The sequence below is a fragment of the Gordonia sp. VNK21 genome, from assembly GCF_046098115.1.
Classification (GTDB): Bacteria; Actinomycetota; Actinomycetes; order Mycobacteriales; family Mycobacteriaceae; genus Gordonia.
Genome location: NZ_JBJURU010000011.1, coordinates 36,407 through 51,549, shown reverse-complemented (window position 1 = coordinate 51,549; position 15,143 = coordinate 36,407). Strand labels below are relative to the sequence as shown.

The 15,143-nt window shown below is 69.3% G+C and carries 14 protein-coding genes, 1 tRNA gene and 1 pseudogene; 11 read left to right on the top strand and 5 right to left on the bottom strand.

Going from position 1 to position 15,143, the window contains the following annotated elements; genetic code table 11:
• Positions 1 to 684: pseudogene (locus ACJMNC_RS13175) on the top strand (hypothetical protein); the annotation flags it as partial.
• On the opposite strand, the gene ACJMNC_RS13170 reads toward ACJMNC_RS13175, so the two are convergent.
• The 4 genes from ACJMNC_RS13170 to ACJMNC_RS13155 form a co-directional block, all read right to left on the bottom strand.
• Positions 660 to 1,331, bottom strand: a complete 672-nt coding sequence (locus ACJMNC_RS13170; protein WP_408948411.1) for a DsbA family oxidoreductase — start codon at positions 1,329 to 1,331, stop codon at positions 660 to 662. The pseudogene ACJMNC_RS13175 and the gene ACJMNC_RS13170 overlap by 25 nt on opposite strands.
• A gap of 45 nt (positions 1,332 to 1,376) precedes the next feature.
• A complete protein-coding gene (gene tatA / locus ACJMNC_RS13165; protein WP_408948410.1) occupies positions 1,377 to 1,586 on the bottom strand; it encodes a Sec-independent protein translocase subunit TatA in 210 nt (69 codons plus the stop codon).
• 3 nt (positions 1,587 to 1,589) lie between these two features.
• Positions 1,590 to 2,267 carry a Rid family hydrolase gene (locus tag ACJMNC_RS13160; protein WP_408948409.1) on the bottom strand — a complete coding sequence of 226 codons (678 nt, stop codon included), beginning with the start codon at positions 2,265 to 2,267 and terminating at the stop codon, positions 1,590 to 1,592.
• An 87-nt stretch (positions 2,268 to 2,354) separates the two neighbouring features.
• The gene (locus tag ACJMNC_RS13155) at positions 2,355 to 3,962 is read right to left on the bottom strand and encodes a flavin monoamine oxidase family protein (protein ID WP_408948408.1); all 1,608 of its coding nucleotides are present in this window, start codon (positions 3,960 to 3,962) and stop codon (positions 2,355 to 2,357) included.
• Positions 3,963 to 4,186: 224 nt separating this feature from the next.
• Between ACJMNC_RS13155 and ACJMNC_RS13150 the strand changes: the two genes are divergently transcribed.
• The 10 genes from ACJMNC_RS13150 (at position 4,187) to ACJMNC_RS13105 (ending at position 14,612) form a co-directional block, all read left to right on the top strand.
• The gene (locus ACJMNC_RS13150) at positions 4,187 to 5,716 is read left to right on the top strand and encodes an APC family permease (protein WP_408948407.1); all 1,530 of its coding nucleotides are present in this window, start codon (positions 4,187 to 4,189) and stop codon (positions 5,714 to 5,716) included.
• Positions 5,703 to 6,464 (top strand): IclR family transcriptional regulator, encoded by a 762-nt coding sequence (locus tag ACJMNC_RS13145; protein WP_408948406.1) that lies wholly within the window; start codon positions 5,703 to 5,705, stop codon positions 6,462 to 6,464. The genes ACJMNC_RS13150 and ACJMNC_RS13145 overlap by 14 nt, the downstream gene beginning before the upstream one ends.
• A 30-nt stretch (positions 6,465 to 6,494) precedes the next feature.
• Positions 6,495 to 6,568: transfer RNA gene (locus tag ACJMNC_RS13140), tRNA-Leu, on the top strand.
• A 50-nt stretch (positions 6,569 to 6,618) separates the two neighbouring features.
• Positions 6,619 to 7,965: a YibE/F family protein gene (locus tag ACJMNC_RS13135; RefSeq protein WP_408948405.1), complete on the top strand. Its 1,347-nt coding sequence runs from the start codon at positions 6,619 to 6,621 to the stop codon at positions 7,963 to 7,965.
• Positions 7,966 to 7,996: 31 nt separating this feature from the next.
• On the top strand, positions 7,997 to 8,599 hold the full coding sequence (locus ACJMNC_RS13130; protein WP_408948404.1) for a phosphoribosylanthranilate isomerase: 603 nt from the start codon (positions 7,997 to 7,999) through the stop codon (positions 8,597 to 8,599).
• A gap of 132 nt (positions 8,600 to 8,731) precedes the next feature.
• Positions 8,732 to 10,978: an MMPL family transporter gene (locus tag ACJMNC_RS13125; protein ID WP_408948403.1), complete on the top strand. Its 2,247-nt coding sequence runs from the start codon at positions 8,732 to 8,734 to the stop codon at positions 10,976 to 10,978.
• Positions 10,979 to 10,989: 11 nt separating this feature from the next.
• A complete protein-coding gene (locus tag ACJMNC_RS13120; protein ID WP_408948402.1) occupies positions 10,990 to 11,610 on the top strand; it encodes a TetR family transcriptional regulator in 621 nt (206 codons plus the stop codon).
• A gap of 137 nt (positions 11,611 to 11,747) precedes the next feature.
• Positions 11,748 to 11,909, top strand: coding sequence for a hypothetical protein (locus ACJMNC_RS13115; RefSeq protein WP_408948401.1), 162 nt, complete (start codon positions 11,748 to 11,750; stop codon positions 11,907 to 11,909).
• Positions 11,909 to 12,763 (top strand): SDR family oxidoreductase, encoded by an 855-nt coding sequence (locus tag ACJMNC_RS13110; RefSeq protein WP_408948400.1) that lies wholly within the window; start codon positions 11,909 to 11,911, stop codon positions 12,761 to 12,763. Before ACJMNC_RS13115 ends, ACJMNC_RS13110 begins: the two co-directional genes overlap by 1 nt.
• A 55-nt stretch (positions 12,764 to 12,818) precedes the next feature.
• Entirely contained in the window at positions 12,819 to 14,612 is a 1,794-nt protein-coding gene (locus ACJMNC_RS13105) for an acyl-CoA dehydrogenase (RefSeq protein ID WP_408948399.1), read from the top strand.
• Between the two features lie 19 nt (positions 14,613 to 14,631).
• Here the strand turns inward: ACJMNC_RS13105 and ACJMNC_RS13100 are convergent.
• Positions 14,632 to 15,143: serine aminopeptidase domain-containing protein (locus tag ACJMNC_RS13100; protein ID WP_408948398.1), on the bottom strand; the 512-nt coding region annotated here is incomplete at its 5' end.

Below are 15,143 nucleotides of genomic sequence, written 5' to 3'. Positions count from 1 at the left end.
GGACGCTGGTCGGGGTCGCTGACCGTCGACGGCGCCGATTTCGACGTCGACCCGCAGCACTGGCGCGGCAAGCGCGACCGGTCGTGGGGTGTGCGGCCGGTCGGCGAGGCCGAGCCGCCGGGCCGCCGGGCCGCCGAACCGGACGCCACCACCTTCTTCTGGATCTACTCGGTGATGCGCTTCGCCGGCTTCGCCGTGGTCGTGGTGGTGCAGGAGACCCGCGAGGGCGAACGCATCATGGGCGACGCACGGCGGGTGTGGGACGACCCCGGCCGGGCACCGGAATGGCTGGGCCGGGTCGAGCACCGGGTGAGCTTTCTGCCCGGCACCCGCGAGGCGTCGTCGGCCGAGCTGCGCTTCGTCAAGCCGTCGGGGGCGACGACCACCGTGGCCTGCGAGCCGGTGCTGGCGAACTATCTGGGGATCGGCACCGGCTACGGCCTGGAGCAGGACTGGCGGCACGGCATGTGGCAGGGCGAGCTGAAGGTGGAGTCGTTGCGGCACAAGGTGTCCGACCTCGATTCCATGCTGAAGCTGTTCTGCGTCACCGACCACATCGCCCGGTTCACCCTCACCGACGCCGACGGCGCCGTGCACAGCGGCGACGGCCTGTTCGAGTTCGCGGCCATCGGGCCGCACGAGCAGTCGGGTTTCGCCGACTACACCGACGTGGCGCCCGAGTAGCGGTCCCAGGCCAGTTGCAGGGCCTCGCCGACGGTCTCCGGCGGCTCGTAGCCGTTGATCACGAAGTGCCGGTCGAGGGCCACGAACGGCACCCCGGGGATCGAGAAGTTCACCGCGAGCTCCTCGTCGTCGCGGACGTCGATCGCGTACCGGTCCTCGTCGGCGAGGACCTCGCGGACGGCGGTCTCGTCGAAACCGGCGCCGACGGCCACCTCGACGATCCGCTCCGGGTCGCCGAACAGCGGCCGGGAGTCGGCGAAGTTCGCGGCGAAGAAGGCGTCGAGCATCTCGCTCGCCCGACCCGATTCGGCCGCGAAGTGCACCATCCGGTGCATGTCGAAGGTGTTGCCGAAGTCCCGGTCGGCCACGACGTATTCGAGGCCGTCGGTGAGCGCCTTGGCCGCCAGCGTGCGCTCGCCTTCGGCGGCCTGCTCGAGGTCGAGCTCGTACTGCTCGGCCAGATGGGCGATCACCGACTGGGACACTCCGCGCGGCTGCGCCGGATCGAGCTCGAAGGAGCGGTGTACGAGCTCGATCCGGTCGCGATGCTCGAAGGCCTCGAGCGCCGTACGGAAGCTGTTCCACCCCAGGTAGCAGAACGGGCAGTTGATGTCGGTCCAGATCTCGACCTGCATGCGTTCGTTCACCAGGGCATCGTCGCATCGTCGCGGGCGATCGGCCAAGGAGGCTTCTCAGCCGGCCCGCTGCGGGTCGGGCACTCCGGACGGGTCGGGCCGGGGCTGATCGGCGGCGGCCTCGGCTTCGAGTTCGCGGACCTCACTGCGCAGGATCCGCAGCGACTGTCCGACGCCGCGGGCCATGTCCGGCAGCCGGCGCGCCCCGAAGAGCACGAACAAGACGATCGCGATGACGGCCCAGTGGGCCGGGCTCAGGGCTCCCACGACTCACTCCTTCGGTTCGTCGCCGGCCGGGTACACCGCGTCCACCTCGAGTTCGACGAGCCAGCCCGGGACCGGGAGGCTGCCCACCTCGATGGCGTACCGGCTCGGTCGCGCCGGGTTCCGTTCGAGCGGGGCCGCCGGCTCGCCAGTGCCCAGCGGCACCAGTTCGGTGTCCTCGGACTTGAGGTTCGTGTTGGCGAAGTACTGCCGGTAGGCGCGGTTCCAGCCGGCGTAGTCGACGGCGGCCGCACCGGGCGCCCGGACCAGGAAGACCCGCATGGACACCACGTCCTGCAGGGTCAGTCCCTGCGCTTCGAGGTTGTCCTTGATCTGGGCGAGTGCGTTGAGGCCCTGCGCCTCGGTGATGGTCACCCCGCCGGTGAGCGCGCCGTCCTCGAACATCGAGGTGTCTACGTAGGCGTCCACGCTCGCCTCCGGGGCGCCCTCGTTCAGCGCGGCCGGGCCCAGCCCGGACGACTTGTAGAAGTAGGCGTCGGGGCCGATGATCACGCCTTCGGCGATCATCGGGTTCTCCGCGCCGGCCTCGATGATCGATTTCGAGGTGAAGTCGGCCTTGTTCTGGCTCTCGCCGTCGTCGTCGGACGAGCAGGCGCCGAGCAGCAGCACGCCGCTGGTCGCGGCGGCGATGAGCGCCATCCGCCTCTTTGAATAGGTGTTCATGGGCCGTACCTTTCGTGAACCGGCGCAGCGCCGGAGTGGTGGAGGGTTGCGGTGGTGGCGCGGCCGCGGTTGCGGCCGCGCCGTCGGTCAGCCGGCGGCGATCCGCTCGTGGATGGAGGTGACCACCGATCGCGCCGAGGTGAACGCCCCGTGCTGCCAGGCGATCGCATTGGACAGGTGATCCCCGGCGAAGTAGATGCGGTCGACCGGTTCGAGGAGCTTGCGGTACTCGGGCGTCGCCTCACCGCCGTGACCGGAGGCGCCCACCCAGTTGGCCCAGGCCGATTCGGAGTACTTGGTGCGCTTCCAGCTGCCGGAGAACGACGACGAGATGTTCTGCTTGTACTTCGAGCCGTGGATCGCCGCCCCCTCGTCGAGGGCCTTGGCCAGCCGCTGCCGGTGCCGGAGCGACTCGAAGGCCTGCTGGCTCTTACCCGAGCTGTAGTAGGCGACCACCACGCCGCGGTCGGAACCGAAGTGGTCGTACGGGAACATGATCTGGGAGATGTCGCGATTGGTGTTCGAGGCACCGCCGTAGATGCGCTCGTCCTCCTCCCACCACCGGCGGGAGTACTCGATGCCGAGCTTGCCCGACGACGACGGACGCGCCGCCTTGAGCGCGGTGAGCACGTCGGCGGGCAGGTTGTTCTCGAGCCGGCCGACCAGGTGGGGCGGCACCGTGCAGATGCAGTAGTCGGCGCTGACCTTCTTTCTCCGCCCGTTCTGGACGTAGGTGACGTCCACACCGTCGCCGGTGTTCTTCAGCGACGCCACCTCGGCGCCGTAGTGGATGTGGTCGGTGCCGATCTTGTCCTGGAAGGCGTAGTAGATGCGGTCCATGCCGCCGACCGGGGTGAACATCAGCATGGCCTGGTCGTAGCCGAACTCGAAGGAGAAGTTGCGGCCGAGTCCGCCCTGGATCACATCGCTCATCCGGTACGGACGGGTGTCGCCGCCGAAGTCGAGGCCGGCGCCCGGCTCGGTGATGTAGCCGCGCCGCGAGGTCCCCAGGTAGCGGCCGTCCGAGGACAGGTCGCCGAAGTCGGCGAGGAATTCGGTCAGCGCCTCCTTGTCGTCGCGGCTGAGCACGTCGTCGAGCGCGCCGCGGTTGGTGGCCTTGGTGAGCAGCTCGGAGATGTACCCGTAGGTGTCGGCTTTGGCGGCCCGGTAGGTGACGGATTGGTGGGCCAGCGGCTGGTCGCCGGTGTAGTTGACCAGCGTCGTCGCATTCTGGTTGCCGAACTGCTGGATCTCCACGCCCAGTTCCCGGCAGTAGTCCAGGGTGATGTGCGTCTGCGGGATACGGGTGGCGCCGAGGTTGTAGAAGTGCCCCTCCGAGAAGGTGCAGGTCTGGGTCTCGCCGTTCAGGTCGGTCTCGGTGGTGCCGTTGCGCACCGACCAGACCCGGCCGCCGGGCCGCTGCCGTGCCTCGAGGACGGTCACCTTGTAGCCCGCCTTGCGCATCTCGTAGGCGGCGCACAGGCCGGCCGGGCCGCCGCCGAGGATCACCACCGAGTGATCGCCGGAGACGTCGCCGATCAGGTCGCCGGCCGAGGGCGGCCGGTAGCCGCTGGTGGTCGCCGACGGGGCGCCCGCCGCCGGGGCCATGCCGATCGACGACATCGCACCGTAGGCCAGACCGGCCCCGCCGGCCATGCCGATTCCTCTGATGAAGGATCTCCGAGTGACTGCCATTTCGCCTCCGTGTGGTCGTCGCGTTCACGCCGCGATCGGCTGTTGCTGGAAATGCTGTTGCTGGAAATGACTGTGCCGCTGCGGAATTGCCGAACGTTGTCGACGGCGCAACGTTCGGCGACGTACCGAGTGAGAATCACGGCCGGTGGTGTCTCACCCGGCACTACACCGGTGACACCGGTCAGCAACATCGCCGCAACATGCGGTGACTAGGTTCTGCGCGTATGTCCGCACTGATGGAGGCGATCCGCCGATCACACGACCCGGACGGCCCGGTGGGCGACGACTCCCCCATGCGGGTGCTGGGCCGGCGCCGGCTCTCCGGTGCCGAGGTGATCGCGCAGTCGGTGGCCACCACCGCGCCGGCGGCATCGATGGTGATCGTCCCGACGATGCTGCTCACCCACAACGATGCGGTGAGCGGGGTGCTGCTGCTGGGCGGTGTGCTGGCGCTGATGGTGGCCACCGCGGTGTGCCTGTCGCAGTTCACCCGCCGGATGGTCTCCCCCGGCGGTCTGTACAGCTTCGTCTTCCAGGGGCTGGGCCGGCGGCCGGCGCTACTCGGCGGCGCCGCGATCGCCCTCAAATACATCGCGAGCAGCACGCTGACCCTCTATCACGGCACGCTCGCGGTGACCGCACTGCTGAGCGCGTGCGGCCTCGACGCCGACGCTTCCACCGTGAAAACCCTGGTCTTCCTGACGATTCTGGCTGCGATGGGCGTCTCGCTGGTGCGTGGCGTGCGGCTCACCGCGATCGTCATCCTGGCGATCGAGACCGTCTCGCTGGTCTTCATCGTCACGCTCATGGCGGTCTCCGATGCCGGGCAGCAGGTTCCGGTGACGCCCGGGTCGGGGTCGATGGCGTTCTGGCTGACGGTGGTCTTCGCGCTCGCCGGTTTCGAGAGCGCCACCTTCCTCGGATCCGAGGCGCGCCGGCCGTACGTGACCGTGACCCGCGCGGTGCTGTGGACGCCGATCCTGTGCGGTGTGCTGTTCCTGGTGGCCGGCTGGGCGGCGCTGACCGGGCGCGCGGACATCCTCGTCGACATCTATCTGCACGGCACCTCGGCGCACACCTCGGGGCTGCTGGTGGCCCTGGTGCAGCTCGCGCTGGCCTGCTCCTGGCTGGCCTCGTCGATGGCGTCGACCAATGCCGCCTCGCGGCTGCTGTTCACCATGGGCCTGGACCGGGTGCTGCCGCGCACCCTGGCCACGGTCAGCGGCCGGTTCCGCACCCCGGTGGCCGGGGTCGGCGCGGCGATGGCGCTCGCGGCCACCGCCACCGCGGTTCTGCTGTCCGGCGCCGACACCGTGCTGCTCGCGCCGGTGCAGGCGGCCAGCCGGGTCGGCCTGATCACCGGCTATGCGCTGATCGCGGTGGCGGCCGTCTGGTTCCTGCGCCGCATCGGCGAGCTCACCCCGGCACTGGTGGTGTGCGGGACGCTCACCGCGGCGGGGCTGCTCTGCGCGCTGGTCGCGCAGCTGGTGCTGAGCGTCGGGCGCCACGATGCGGCGGCACCGGTCGCGCTCGCGCTGCTGCTCGCCGGAGTGGCCGCATGGCCGTGGCTGTTGCGCCGATACTGCTCGCGCGGGCTCGACGGCATGGGCGTCTTCGACCGCGCCGACTCCGGTGATGTGCTGCCCGGCGCCGCCGCCTACGGTCCGGACGCCTCCGGCGCCCTGGTCCTGGTGGCCGGCCGGTCCGATGATCCCGGCGGCAGCGTGGAAGGCGCCGGCGATGGCCTACGGTGAGCCGAGCGGCCACGAACCCCGGGCGATGCAGCGCGGGCTGCTGCTGCTCGAGGCGGTTGCCGCGATCGGGCCGGGTGCCAGTGCCCGCGAGATCGCCCAGCACAGCGGAATCCCCCGCGCCACCGCCTACAAGCTGCTCAACCTGCTGGTGGCCGACGGCTATCTGGTCCGCATCGCCGACCTGTCCGGATTCGCGCTCGGCGCCCGCATCCAGCAGCTCGCCGGCCCGCAGTCCGGCCCGGCCGAGTCCCACAATTCGACGGTGCTCGCCGACATCCGCGGCAGTGTGCGCTTCGGTGTGGTGCTGGCCTCCTTCGTCGACGACCGGGTCCGGCTGGTCGACCTCGATCCCGATCACGAACTGCCCGGCGCCGACGCGATGTGCAGCCATCCGCACGCCTCCGCCGTCGGGAAGATCATGCTCGCCAATCGCCCACGGCCCGAAGCCGATCCGGCGGCCGCCCGCGCCCTGCCCGCGCTGACCGCCGCCACCATCGTCGAACCGCCGGCCCTGCACCGGCAGCTGGCTGCGGTCCGGGAGAACGGGGTCGCGGTGGAGATCGACGAGTCGCGCGCCGGACGCAGCGCACTGGCCGTGCCGGTCACAGACGCACAATGCCGGGTCACCGGCGCGCTGACCATGATCGGGCGCACCGGCCGGATCCCGGTCTCCGAGCCGTCACTGGTCACCCTGCTCAAAAGGCACGCATCCCGGCTGCGACTGCCGGCGGGCAGCCTGTCGGCCTGACCCGACGGCGCATGGCATCCTTGATCCCGCGCCCCCATAGCCCAATTGGCAGAGGCAGCGGACTTAAAATCCGCGCAGTGTCGGTTCGAGTCCGACTGGGGGCACAATCACATCCCTGCCGGCCTCCGGCCGCACCGGGGCTACCCTGAGCGGCGTGAGCCATCGCCTTCCCGATCCGGCCGAGCAGCGCGAACCGGCGCCCGCCGCCGAGCCGGCGACGGCCGGGCACGCGCACACCAGGCACGGCCACAGTCACGGTCACGCCTCCGGCCCGGTGCAGAATCTGGCGCGCTACGCCAAACCGGTGGTGCTCGGGCTGCTGCTGATCGCGGCGGTGGCCTCGGCGGTCGCGGTGGTCGTGCTCTGGCCCAGCCACGGCGACCGGCCGATCCCCATGCAGTTCCAGTCCGCCGACGGCGGCCCCATCGCGACCGCCGACGGCAGCGTGATCGCCCAATCCCGGGTGGACTGCTCGCAGACCGCCTCCGGGTCGGTCGGCGTCGACTATCCGCAGATCCCCGACATCGGCGGCGACTGCGTCGCCTCCGTCGTGAAACTCTCCGACGGCCCGGACGCCGGCGGGTACACGGTGCTGCTCAGTCCCGCCGACGCCGCGTCCGGCCAGCGCCACGCCGACCGCCCCCAGCTCAAGCTCGGCGACGACCTGCGGCTGAGCCACTTCGCCGGACCGGACGGCGCCCGCCAGTACGCCTTCTTCGACTATCAGCGTTCGTCGGCGCTGATCTGGTGGGCGGTGGCCTTCGTGCTGGCGATCATCGGGGTGGCCACCTGGCGCGGGCTGCGCGCGATCATCGGTCTGGCCGTCGCCTTCGCCGTCCTCGGCTACTTCACCCTGCCGTCGATCCTCGACGGGAACGATGTGGCGGCCGTGGCCATCGTCTCCTCGGCGGTGATCCTGTTCGTGGTGCTGTACCTCGCGCACGGGTTCTCGCTGCGGACCAGTTCGGCACTGCTGGGCACCCTCACCTCCCTGCTGATGGCCGCGTTGCTCAGCAAGGCCGCCATCGCCAGCCTGCACCTGACCGGTCTGTCCGCTGAGACCACTGCCAGCTTGGCGGTGTATCGCGGCTCGATCCCGCTCGACGGGCTGCTGCTGGCCGGCTTCGTCATCGGCACCCTCGGCGTCCTCAACGACGTGACGATCACCCAGGCCTCGGCCACCTTCGAGCTGGCCGCCGTCCCGGGCCAGAGCCGGATCGGCGCCTTCCGCGCCTCGATGCGGGTGGGCCGCGACCACATCGCCAGCACCGTGTACACGCTGGTCTTCGCCTACGCCGGCGGCGCCCTGCCGCTGCTGCTGCTGTTCTCGGTGGCCGGCCAGCCCTTCGGCACCCTGCTCACCGGCGAGCAGGTGGCCATCGAGCTGGCCCGCGCTTTCGTCGGCGGCATCGCCCTGGCCCTGTCGGTGCCGTTCACCACCGCGATCGCCGCCGCGCTGGTGGCCCCGCCCCAGCCGGCACCGGCAGCCGCCGAGGCCTGACCGGTCGTCGCCGGCGCCTAGACTCGTGCGCATGTACGTCAAGATCTGCGGATTGAAGGACGTCGACGCCGCCGAGGTGGCCGTCGAGGCAGGCGCGGACGCCATCGGCATGGTCATCAATGCCACCAGCCCCCGCGCGATCGACGAAGACCGGGCCCGCAGCATCGTCGGCGCGGTGGCGCACCGCGCCGAGACCGTGCTGGTGGTCAACGACATGACCGGCGCCGACGCCGCCCGGCTGGCAGGCCGGATCGGCGTCGACGTCCTCCAGCTGCACGGCCCGTACAGCCAGCTCGAGTTCTCGGCGGCCGCGGCGCTCTTCCCGCGTCTGTGGCGCGCCACCTCGCTCACGCACGCGCCGACGGCCCGGGTGGGCGACTACGGCGAGGAGGCCCTGCTCCTCGACGCCCCGCGGCCCGGCTCCGGGGAGCGCTGGGACCTGACGTCGGTCCGCGATAACGGCCTGACCGGCCGCTGGATCCTGGCCGGGGGCCTGACCCCGGACACCGTCGCCGACGCCGTCGCGCAGGCCCGTCCCTGGGGCGTCGACGTGTCCAGCGGCGTCGAGTCGGCTCCGGGAGTCAAGGATCACGACGCCATCCGCGCCTTCCTGTCGGCGGCAAAAAACTTGTAGCCGCAACCGTGTCGGCCGCCATACCCTGAAACATCGGGCGGGTGAACTCACTTTCTGCCGACTTGCTGTGAATGTGTTAGTCGGTAACACTCGTTAGCGACCAACACATTTTCGCGATCCGAAAGGCCGCGCATGTCTTCATTCCTCTTCCGGGTGGGAAAGTTCTCCTTCCGGCACAAGTGGTGGGTGATCGGCGCCTGGGTCGCCGTCCTCGCCATCGCCATCGGCGCCGTCTCGTCGCTGAGCCCCAAGTTCGCCAAGGACTTCGATCTGCCCGGCACGGACGGCGGTATCGCCATCGACCTGATGGCCTCCGAGTTCCCGGCCATCAACGACCAGCAAGAGCATTCGACGACCATGGTGCTGATCAAGGCCGATAACGGCCTCGCCCAGCACAGCGCGCAGATCGACAAGCTGGTCACCGACCTGCAGGGCCTGCCCGACGCCGACAAAGAGGCGATCGTCAGCCCGCTGAAGGCGGCCGAGGCCAACCCGCAGGCCGCCGACTCGGTGCTGTCGGCCAACGGTCAGGTCGGCATGATCAACGTCCCGCAGAACATCAAGATCATGGACGTGACCACCGACGACAAGGACAAGTTCGTCGACGTGCTCGACGAGAACCGGGGTGACGGCCTGCAGGTCGAGGCCACCAGCGGTGTCATGCAGGCGATGGAGGCCGGCGGCACCGCCGAGATGATCGGCTTCGCGGTCGCCTTCGTGGTGATGATCGTCGCCTTCGGTGCACTGATCGCCGCCTTCATCCCGCTGGTCACCGGCATCGTCGGCGTGCTGCTGACGATCATGCTGGTCACGCTCTCGGCCGAGATCTGGAGCGTCAACGAGTCGGCCACCGGCATCGTGATGATGCTCGGGATCGCCGTGTCCATCGACTACGCGCTGTTCATCGTCTCCCGCTACCGCACGGAGGCCAACCGTGGGGGTGATCCCGCCGATGCCGCGGGCCGCGCCGTCGGCACAGCCGGCACCGCGGTCGTCTTCGCCGGCCTGACGGTGATCATCGCCGTCGTCGCCCTGATGGTGATCGGCATTCCGCTCATCACCCAGATGGGTCTGGGTGCGGCCATGGCCGTGCTGGTGGCCGTCCTCGGTGCGCTCACGCTGATCCCGGCGCTGCTCGGGGCCACCGGCCGCTTCGCCTTCAAGCCGAAGATCCCGTGGATCAAGCACGCCGAAGAGTCCACCACCTCGGACAGCCTGGGTGTGAAGTTCGGCCGCACCGTCGTGCGCAAGCCGATCCCGTTCATCGTCGCCGGCCTGGCGATCCTGGTGGCCGCCGCCATCCCGATCAAGGGTATGACGCTGGGCCTGGACATGACCTCGCGCGACGAGATCCCGGCGCAGGAGATGCTCAAGGAGGGCTTCGGCGAGGGTGTGACCGGTCAGCTGTTCACCATCGTCAAGACCGACGACGGCCAGGACGTGGCGCCGGCCGCCGACAAGGCGGTCAGCGAGATCAAGGAACTGCCCGACGTCTACAAGCCGGAGACCGTCACCTGGATCGGCAACGGCACCCAGGATCCGAAGAATCCGAACGCCGGCGCCACCGCGGCCATGGTGATCGTCACCCCGACCACCTCCCCGTCGTCGACGCAGACGCACGATCTGATGGAGGCGATCCGCGACCTGTCGCCGACGCTCGAGTCCGAGAACGCCGTCCTGCACGTGGGCGGTCAGACCGCGATCATGTCGGATCTGTCGGCCAAGCTCGACAAGGCGCTGATCCCGTACATCGCCGTGGTGGTGGGCCTGGCCTTCCTGATCATGATCGGTGTGTTCCGGTCGATCTGGGTGCCGCTGATCGGCACGCTCGGCTTTGTCTTCTCGGTGCTCGCCACGTTCGGCATCACCACGCTGATCTTCACCGACGGCTGGGGCGGACTGATCGATCATCCGCAGCCGCTGCTGAGCTTCCTGCCGATCTTCCTGGTCGGTGTGGTCTTCGGCCTGGCGATGGATTATCAGGTCTTCCTGGTGACCCGAATGCGCGAGGAGTTCCTGCACGGGATGTCGCCGAAGGACGCGATCATCGCCGGCTACCAGCACGGATCGCGGGTGGTCACCTCCGCGGCACTGATCATGATCAGCGTCTTCGCCGCGTTCATGCTGGCCCCGGAGACCACCAACAAGATGCTCGGCTTCGCCCTGGCGATCGCGGTCTTCTTCGACGCCTTCATCATCCGCATGATGGTGGTGCCCGCGGTGATCTCGCTGCTCGGCGAGAAGGCCTGGGGTCTGCCGCGCTGGCTCGACAAGGCCGTCGTCAACTTCGACATCGAGGGCTCCAAGGTGCGCAACCGCGGTGTCCAGGTGGCCGAGGAGGAGAGCGTCGAACTCGCGACCCCGGCAGCCTCACGGTGAGCTGACGTATCATGATCGAAACACCCTCGGCTGCGGCTCCCGGTCATCCGGGGCCGCAGCCGGGCCTTCGGGAACGTCAGAAGGCCCGCACCCGCGCCGCGATCCGCCTCGCGGCGCTGGATCTGATCGACGCCAACGGCTACGAGGCGACCACCGTCGCCCAGATCGCCGAGGCCGCAGGCGTCTCGCACACCACCTTCTTCCGGTACTTCCAGACCAAGGAGCAGGTGATCGTCTCCGACGATCTCGAACCGCATTTCATCGACTCGATCGCGCGGGTACCACCCGGACTGAACCGCTTCGATCTGGTGCGCACCCTGATCAGTCATCTCTTCGAGCTGGGCCGCGTCGACGAGTGGGTCTCCGAACCGCGCCGTGCCCGGCTGCTGCGCGATGAGCCCGTGCTGCGGGCCGCCAACCAGCTGGCCGCCGAGCAGCGCTTCTCGCAGCTGACCGAGTTCCTGGCCGAGTACACCGGTGTGGAGGTCGACAGCCTCCGGCTGAAGGTCTTCGTCGGCGCCGTGTCCGGGGCGATGTCCCGCCTGGTGGAGTGCGCCGAGGAGCCCACCGCCGAGCTGATGGCCGATATGCTCACTGCCATCGACCTCTTCGAGCAGGGGCTGCCATTGTGAGCCTCCCGCGGTGACACTCCCGCCGGAACAGAGATCTGCAGCACATAAAGGTACCTTTGACGTGCGAAAACGGTACGAAATGCCCGTGTAACACGAACCCGTGCGGCCTGTTCACTTTGACCAGTTACGATCCACTCGTGCTGGAGGAACTCAACAAGAAGGCGAAGAAGGTCGGTCTGCACGTCGCTCATGCGAAGAAGGCCGAGCTGTACTCCATTCGCAAAGTGAAGAACGGCAAGCTAGTGGCCAAGAACGTCGACGCCGACGAAGCTACGAAGATCATCAAGAAGTACAAGTGATGGATCTGCGCCGCACCGTCGCCCGAGCGGTTCTCAGCCCACCGCTGAGCCTGGCGGACGTGCGGCGCCTGACCGGCCGGGAGCCGGCCGATCTGACCGGTCGGCTGGTCCTGATCACCGGAGCCTCGTCGGGCATCGGCGAGACCGCGGCCACACTGCTGGCCGGCCACGGCGCCGAGATCATTGTCGTGGCAAGGGATTACGAGCGCCTCCAGGCCATCTGCGACTCGATCACCGCCGCCGGAGGCACGGCGCACCCGATCAGCGCCGACTTGACCGATGCCGACGGGGTGGATGCGCTCGTCGGCGAGGTGCTCGGCACCTTCGGGGTGCCGGACGTGCTGGTGAACAACGCCGGCCGGTCCATCCGGCGCAACGTCCTCGACACCGTCGACCGCTTCCACGACTACGAGCGCACGATGACGATCAACTACTTCGGCGCCGTGCGGCTGACCACCGCCCTGCTGCCGGCGATGGTCGAACGCGGCGAGGGCCAGATCGTCAACGTGGTCACCTGGGGCGTGACGGCCGGCGCCATGCCCCGCTTCGCCGCCTACCACGCCTCCAAATCGGCGCTGGCCGCCTTCGGGCGCAGCCTCGACGCCGAGCTGGCCGGGACCGGGGTGACCGTGACCAACCTAGGCTTCCCGCTGGTCCGCACCCCGATGATCGCGCCCACCGCCGACTACGACGACGCACCGGCCCTCACCTCCGAGGACGCCGCGGGCTGGATCCTGCGCGCGATCCTGACCCGCCCGGCCGAGCTGTATCCGCGCTACGCGGTACTGCTGCGAGGTATCTCCGCGGTCTCGCCGCGCAGCGTGGGCGCCCTGGTCAGGCGCATGGGCATCTGACTGCGCCCTTCTGCGACAATCGACGGCAGGAACGTCGTCCAGCGAAGGATCAGCTATGAGCGCATTCATGTCCAGGCAAGACATCGATTTTCTTCTGTACGACTGGCTGGACGTGACCTCGCTGACCGAGCGCGAGCGCTACACCGAGCATTCGCGGGAGACCTTCGACGGGCTGCTGGACCTGAGCGCCGACATGGCCGCCAAGCTCTACGCCCCGCACAACAAGAAGTCGGACCAGAACGAGCCCACCGTGGGTCCCGACGGCACCGTGGTGCTGATCGACGAGATCGGCGAGGCGGTGCGTGCCTTCGGCGATGCCGGCCTGGTGGCCGCCTCCTTCGACGAGGAGCTCGGCGGCATGCAGCTGCCGCACACCCTGGCACGCGCCGCCATGGTGCACTTCCAGGCCGCCAACGCGGCCACCTCGTCGTACTCCTTCCTCTCCACCGGCAACGCCAACCTGCTGGCCACCTACGGCACACCCGAGCAGATCGAGACCTGGGTCAAGCCGATCCTGGCGGGCCGCTTCACCGGCACCATGTGCCTGTCCGAGCCGCAGGCCGGATCCTCGCTGGCCGACATCACCACCAAGGCCGAGCCGATCGACGATCCGGCCTACCCGGGCAGCTACCGGATCACCGGCACCAAGATGTGGATCTCGGCCGGCGACCACGAGATCGCCGAGAACATCGTGCATCTGGTCCTCGCCAAGGCACCGGGCGGCGGCCCGGGCGTCAAGGGCATCTCGCTGTTCATCGTCCCCAAGGTGCTGCCCGACGGCACGCGCAACGACGTCGCGCTGGTGGGTCTGAACCACAAGATGGGCAACCGCGGCACCACCAACACCCTGCTCAACTTCGGCGACGGCAGCTTCGGCGTCGGCGAGCACTCCGGCGCCGTCGGCTTCCTGGTGGGCCAGGAGCACCACGGCCTCAAGTACATGTTCAACATGATGAACGAGGCCCGGATCGGCGTCGGCTTCCTGGCCACCGCCCTCGGCTACGCCGGCTACCTGCAGTCCGTCGAGTACGCCAAGGTCCGCACCCAGGGACGTCCGGTCGACGCCAAAGACCCGAACTCCTCCCCCGTGCCGATCATCGAGCACGCCGACGTCAAGCGGATGCTGCTGGCGCAGAAGTCGTACGTCGAAGGCGCCCTGGCCCTGGGCCTGTATGCGGCCCGGCTGCTCGACGAGGAGCTGACCGCCCCGGAGGAGGCCGACCGCACCCGCGCGCACACCCTCCTCGAGGTGCTCACCCCGATCGTCAAGAGCTGGCCCAGCCAGTGGTGTCTGGAGGCCAACAGCCTGGCCATCCAGGTGCACGGCGGCTACGGGTACACCAAGGAGTTCGACGTCGAGCAGTTCTACCGGGACAACCGGCTCAACCCGATTCACGAGGGCGCCCACGGCATCCACGGCCTGGATCTGCTGGGGCGCAAGATGATCATGGACTCCGGTGCCGGAATGGCCGTGTTCGCCGAGACCGTCGGCGCCACGGTCGCCCGAGCAAAGCAGGCCGGCGGCAACGCCGCCGAGTACGGGCAGGCACTCGAAGCCCGGCTCACCCGGCTCACCGAGGTGACCGCCGCCGTGTGGGCGCCCGGCGATCCGGCTCTGGCCCTGGCGAATGCGACCGTCTACCTCGAGGCCGCCGGTCACATCGTGCTGTCCTGGATCTGGCTCGAACAGCTGCTGGCCGTGGGTGATACGCAGAGCGACTTCGCCGACGGCAAGCGCGCCGCGGCCCGCTACTTCTTCACCTTCGAACTGCCGAAGGTGGATCCGCAGCTGGATCTGGTCGGCGCCCTCGACCGCACCACCCTGGACGCCTCGCCGGACTGGTTCTAGCGCCCGGCGGGTGGACTGGTCAGCGGGTGTGTGCCTGCAGCCAGTCCACCACCTCGCCGACGATCTGATCGCCCTCGGGTTCGTTGAAGATCTCGTGGTAGAGCCCCGGGTAGATCCGGACCGTCACGTCGTCGCCGCCGGCGAGCTCGTCGACGGACCGGGATCCGGCGGGATTGGCCAGCGCGTCGTCGCCGCCGTGCAGGGCGAGCACCGGAATCCGCAGGGACGGCAGCCGATCGGGGAAGGTGTTCATCTCCGCGACCAGGGCCCCGCCCAGTCCGGCGGGGATCTTGCCGTGCCAGACCAGCGGGTCGGCCTCGTAGGCGGCCACCACCTCCGGGTCGCGGCTCAGTGCGGCCGCCGAGAGGTCGGCCGACGGTATCCGCGGCAGCAGCCGGCCGACGATCGGCGCGGCCGCCACCAGCAGCGGCGGCATGTCCTCACCGGGCACCAGCGCCGGACCGGACAGCACCAGGCCGTCGACCTGGTCCTGGTGGTCGAGGGTGTAACTCAGGGCGATGGCCCCGCCCA

Coding starts and splice junctions, on each gene's coding strand:
- ACJMNC_RS13160 (WP_408948409.1), bottom strand. CDS start 2,267: ATGAACACCTATTCAAAGAGGCGGATGGCGCTCATCGCCGCCGCGACC.
- ACJMNC_RS13155 (WP_408948408.1), bottom strand. CDS start 3,962: ATGGCAGTCACTCGGAGATCCTTCATCAGAGGAATCGGCATGGCCGGC.
- ACJMNC_RS13150 (WP_408948407.1), top strand. CDS start 4,187: ATGTCCGCACTGATGGAGGCGATCCGCCGATCACACGACCCGGACGGC.
- ACJMNC_RS13145 (WP_408948406.1), top strand. CDS start 5,703: ATGGCCTACGGTGAGCCGAGCGGCCACGAACCCCGGGCGATGCAGCGC.
- ACJMNC_RS13130 (WP_408948404.1), top strand. CDS start 7,997: ATGTACGTCAAGATCTGCGGATTGAAGGACGTCGACGCCGCCGAGGTG.
- ACJMNC_RS13125 (WP_408948403.1), top strand. CDS start 8,732: ATGTCTTCATTCCTCTTCCGGGTGGGAAAGTTCTCCTTCCGGCACAAG.
- ACJMNC_RS13120 (WP_408948402.1), top strand. CDS start 10,990: ATGATCGAAACACCCTCGGCTGCGGCTCCCGGTCATCCGGGGCCGCAG.
- ACJMNC_RS13110 (WP_408948400.1), top strand. CDS start 11,909: ATGGATCTGCGCCGCACCGTCGCCCGAGCGGTTCTCAGCCCACCGCTG.
- ACJMNC_RS13105 (WP_408948399.1), top strand. CDS start 12,819: ATGAGCGCATTCATGTCCAGGCAAGACATCGATTTTCTTCTGTACGAC.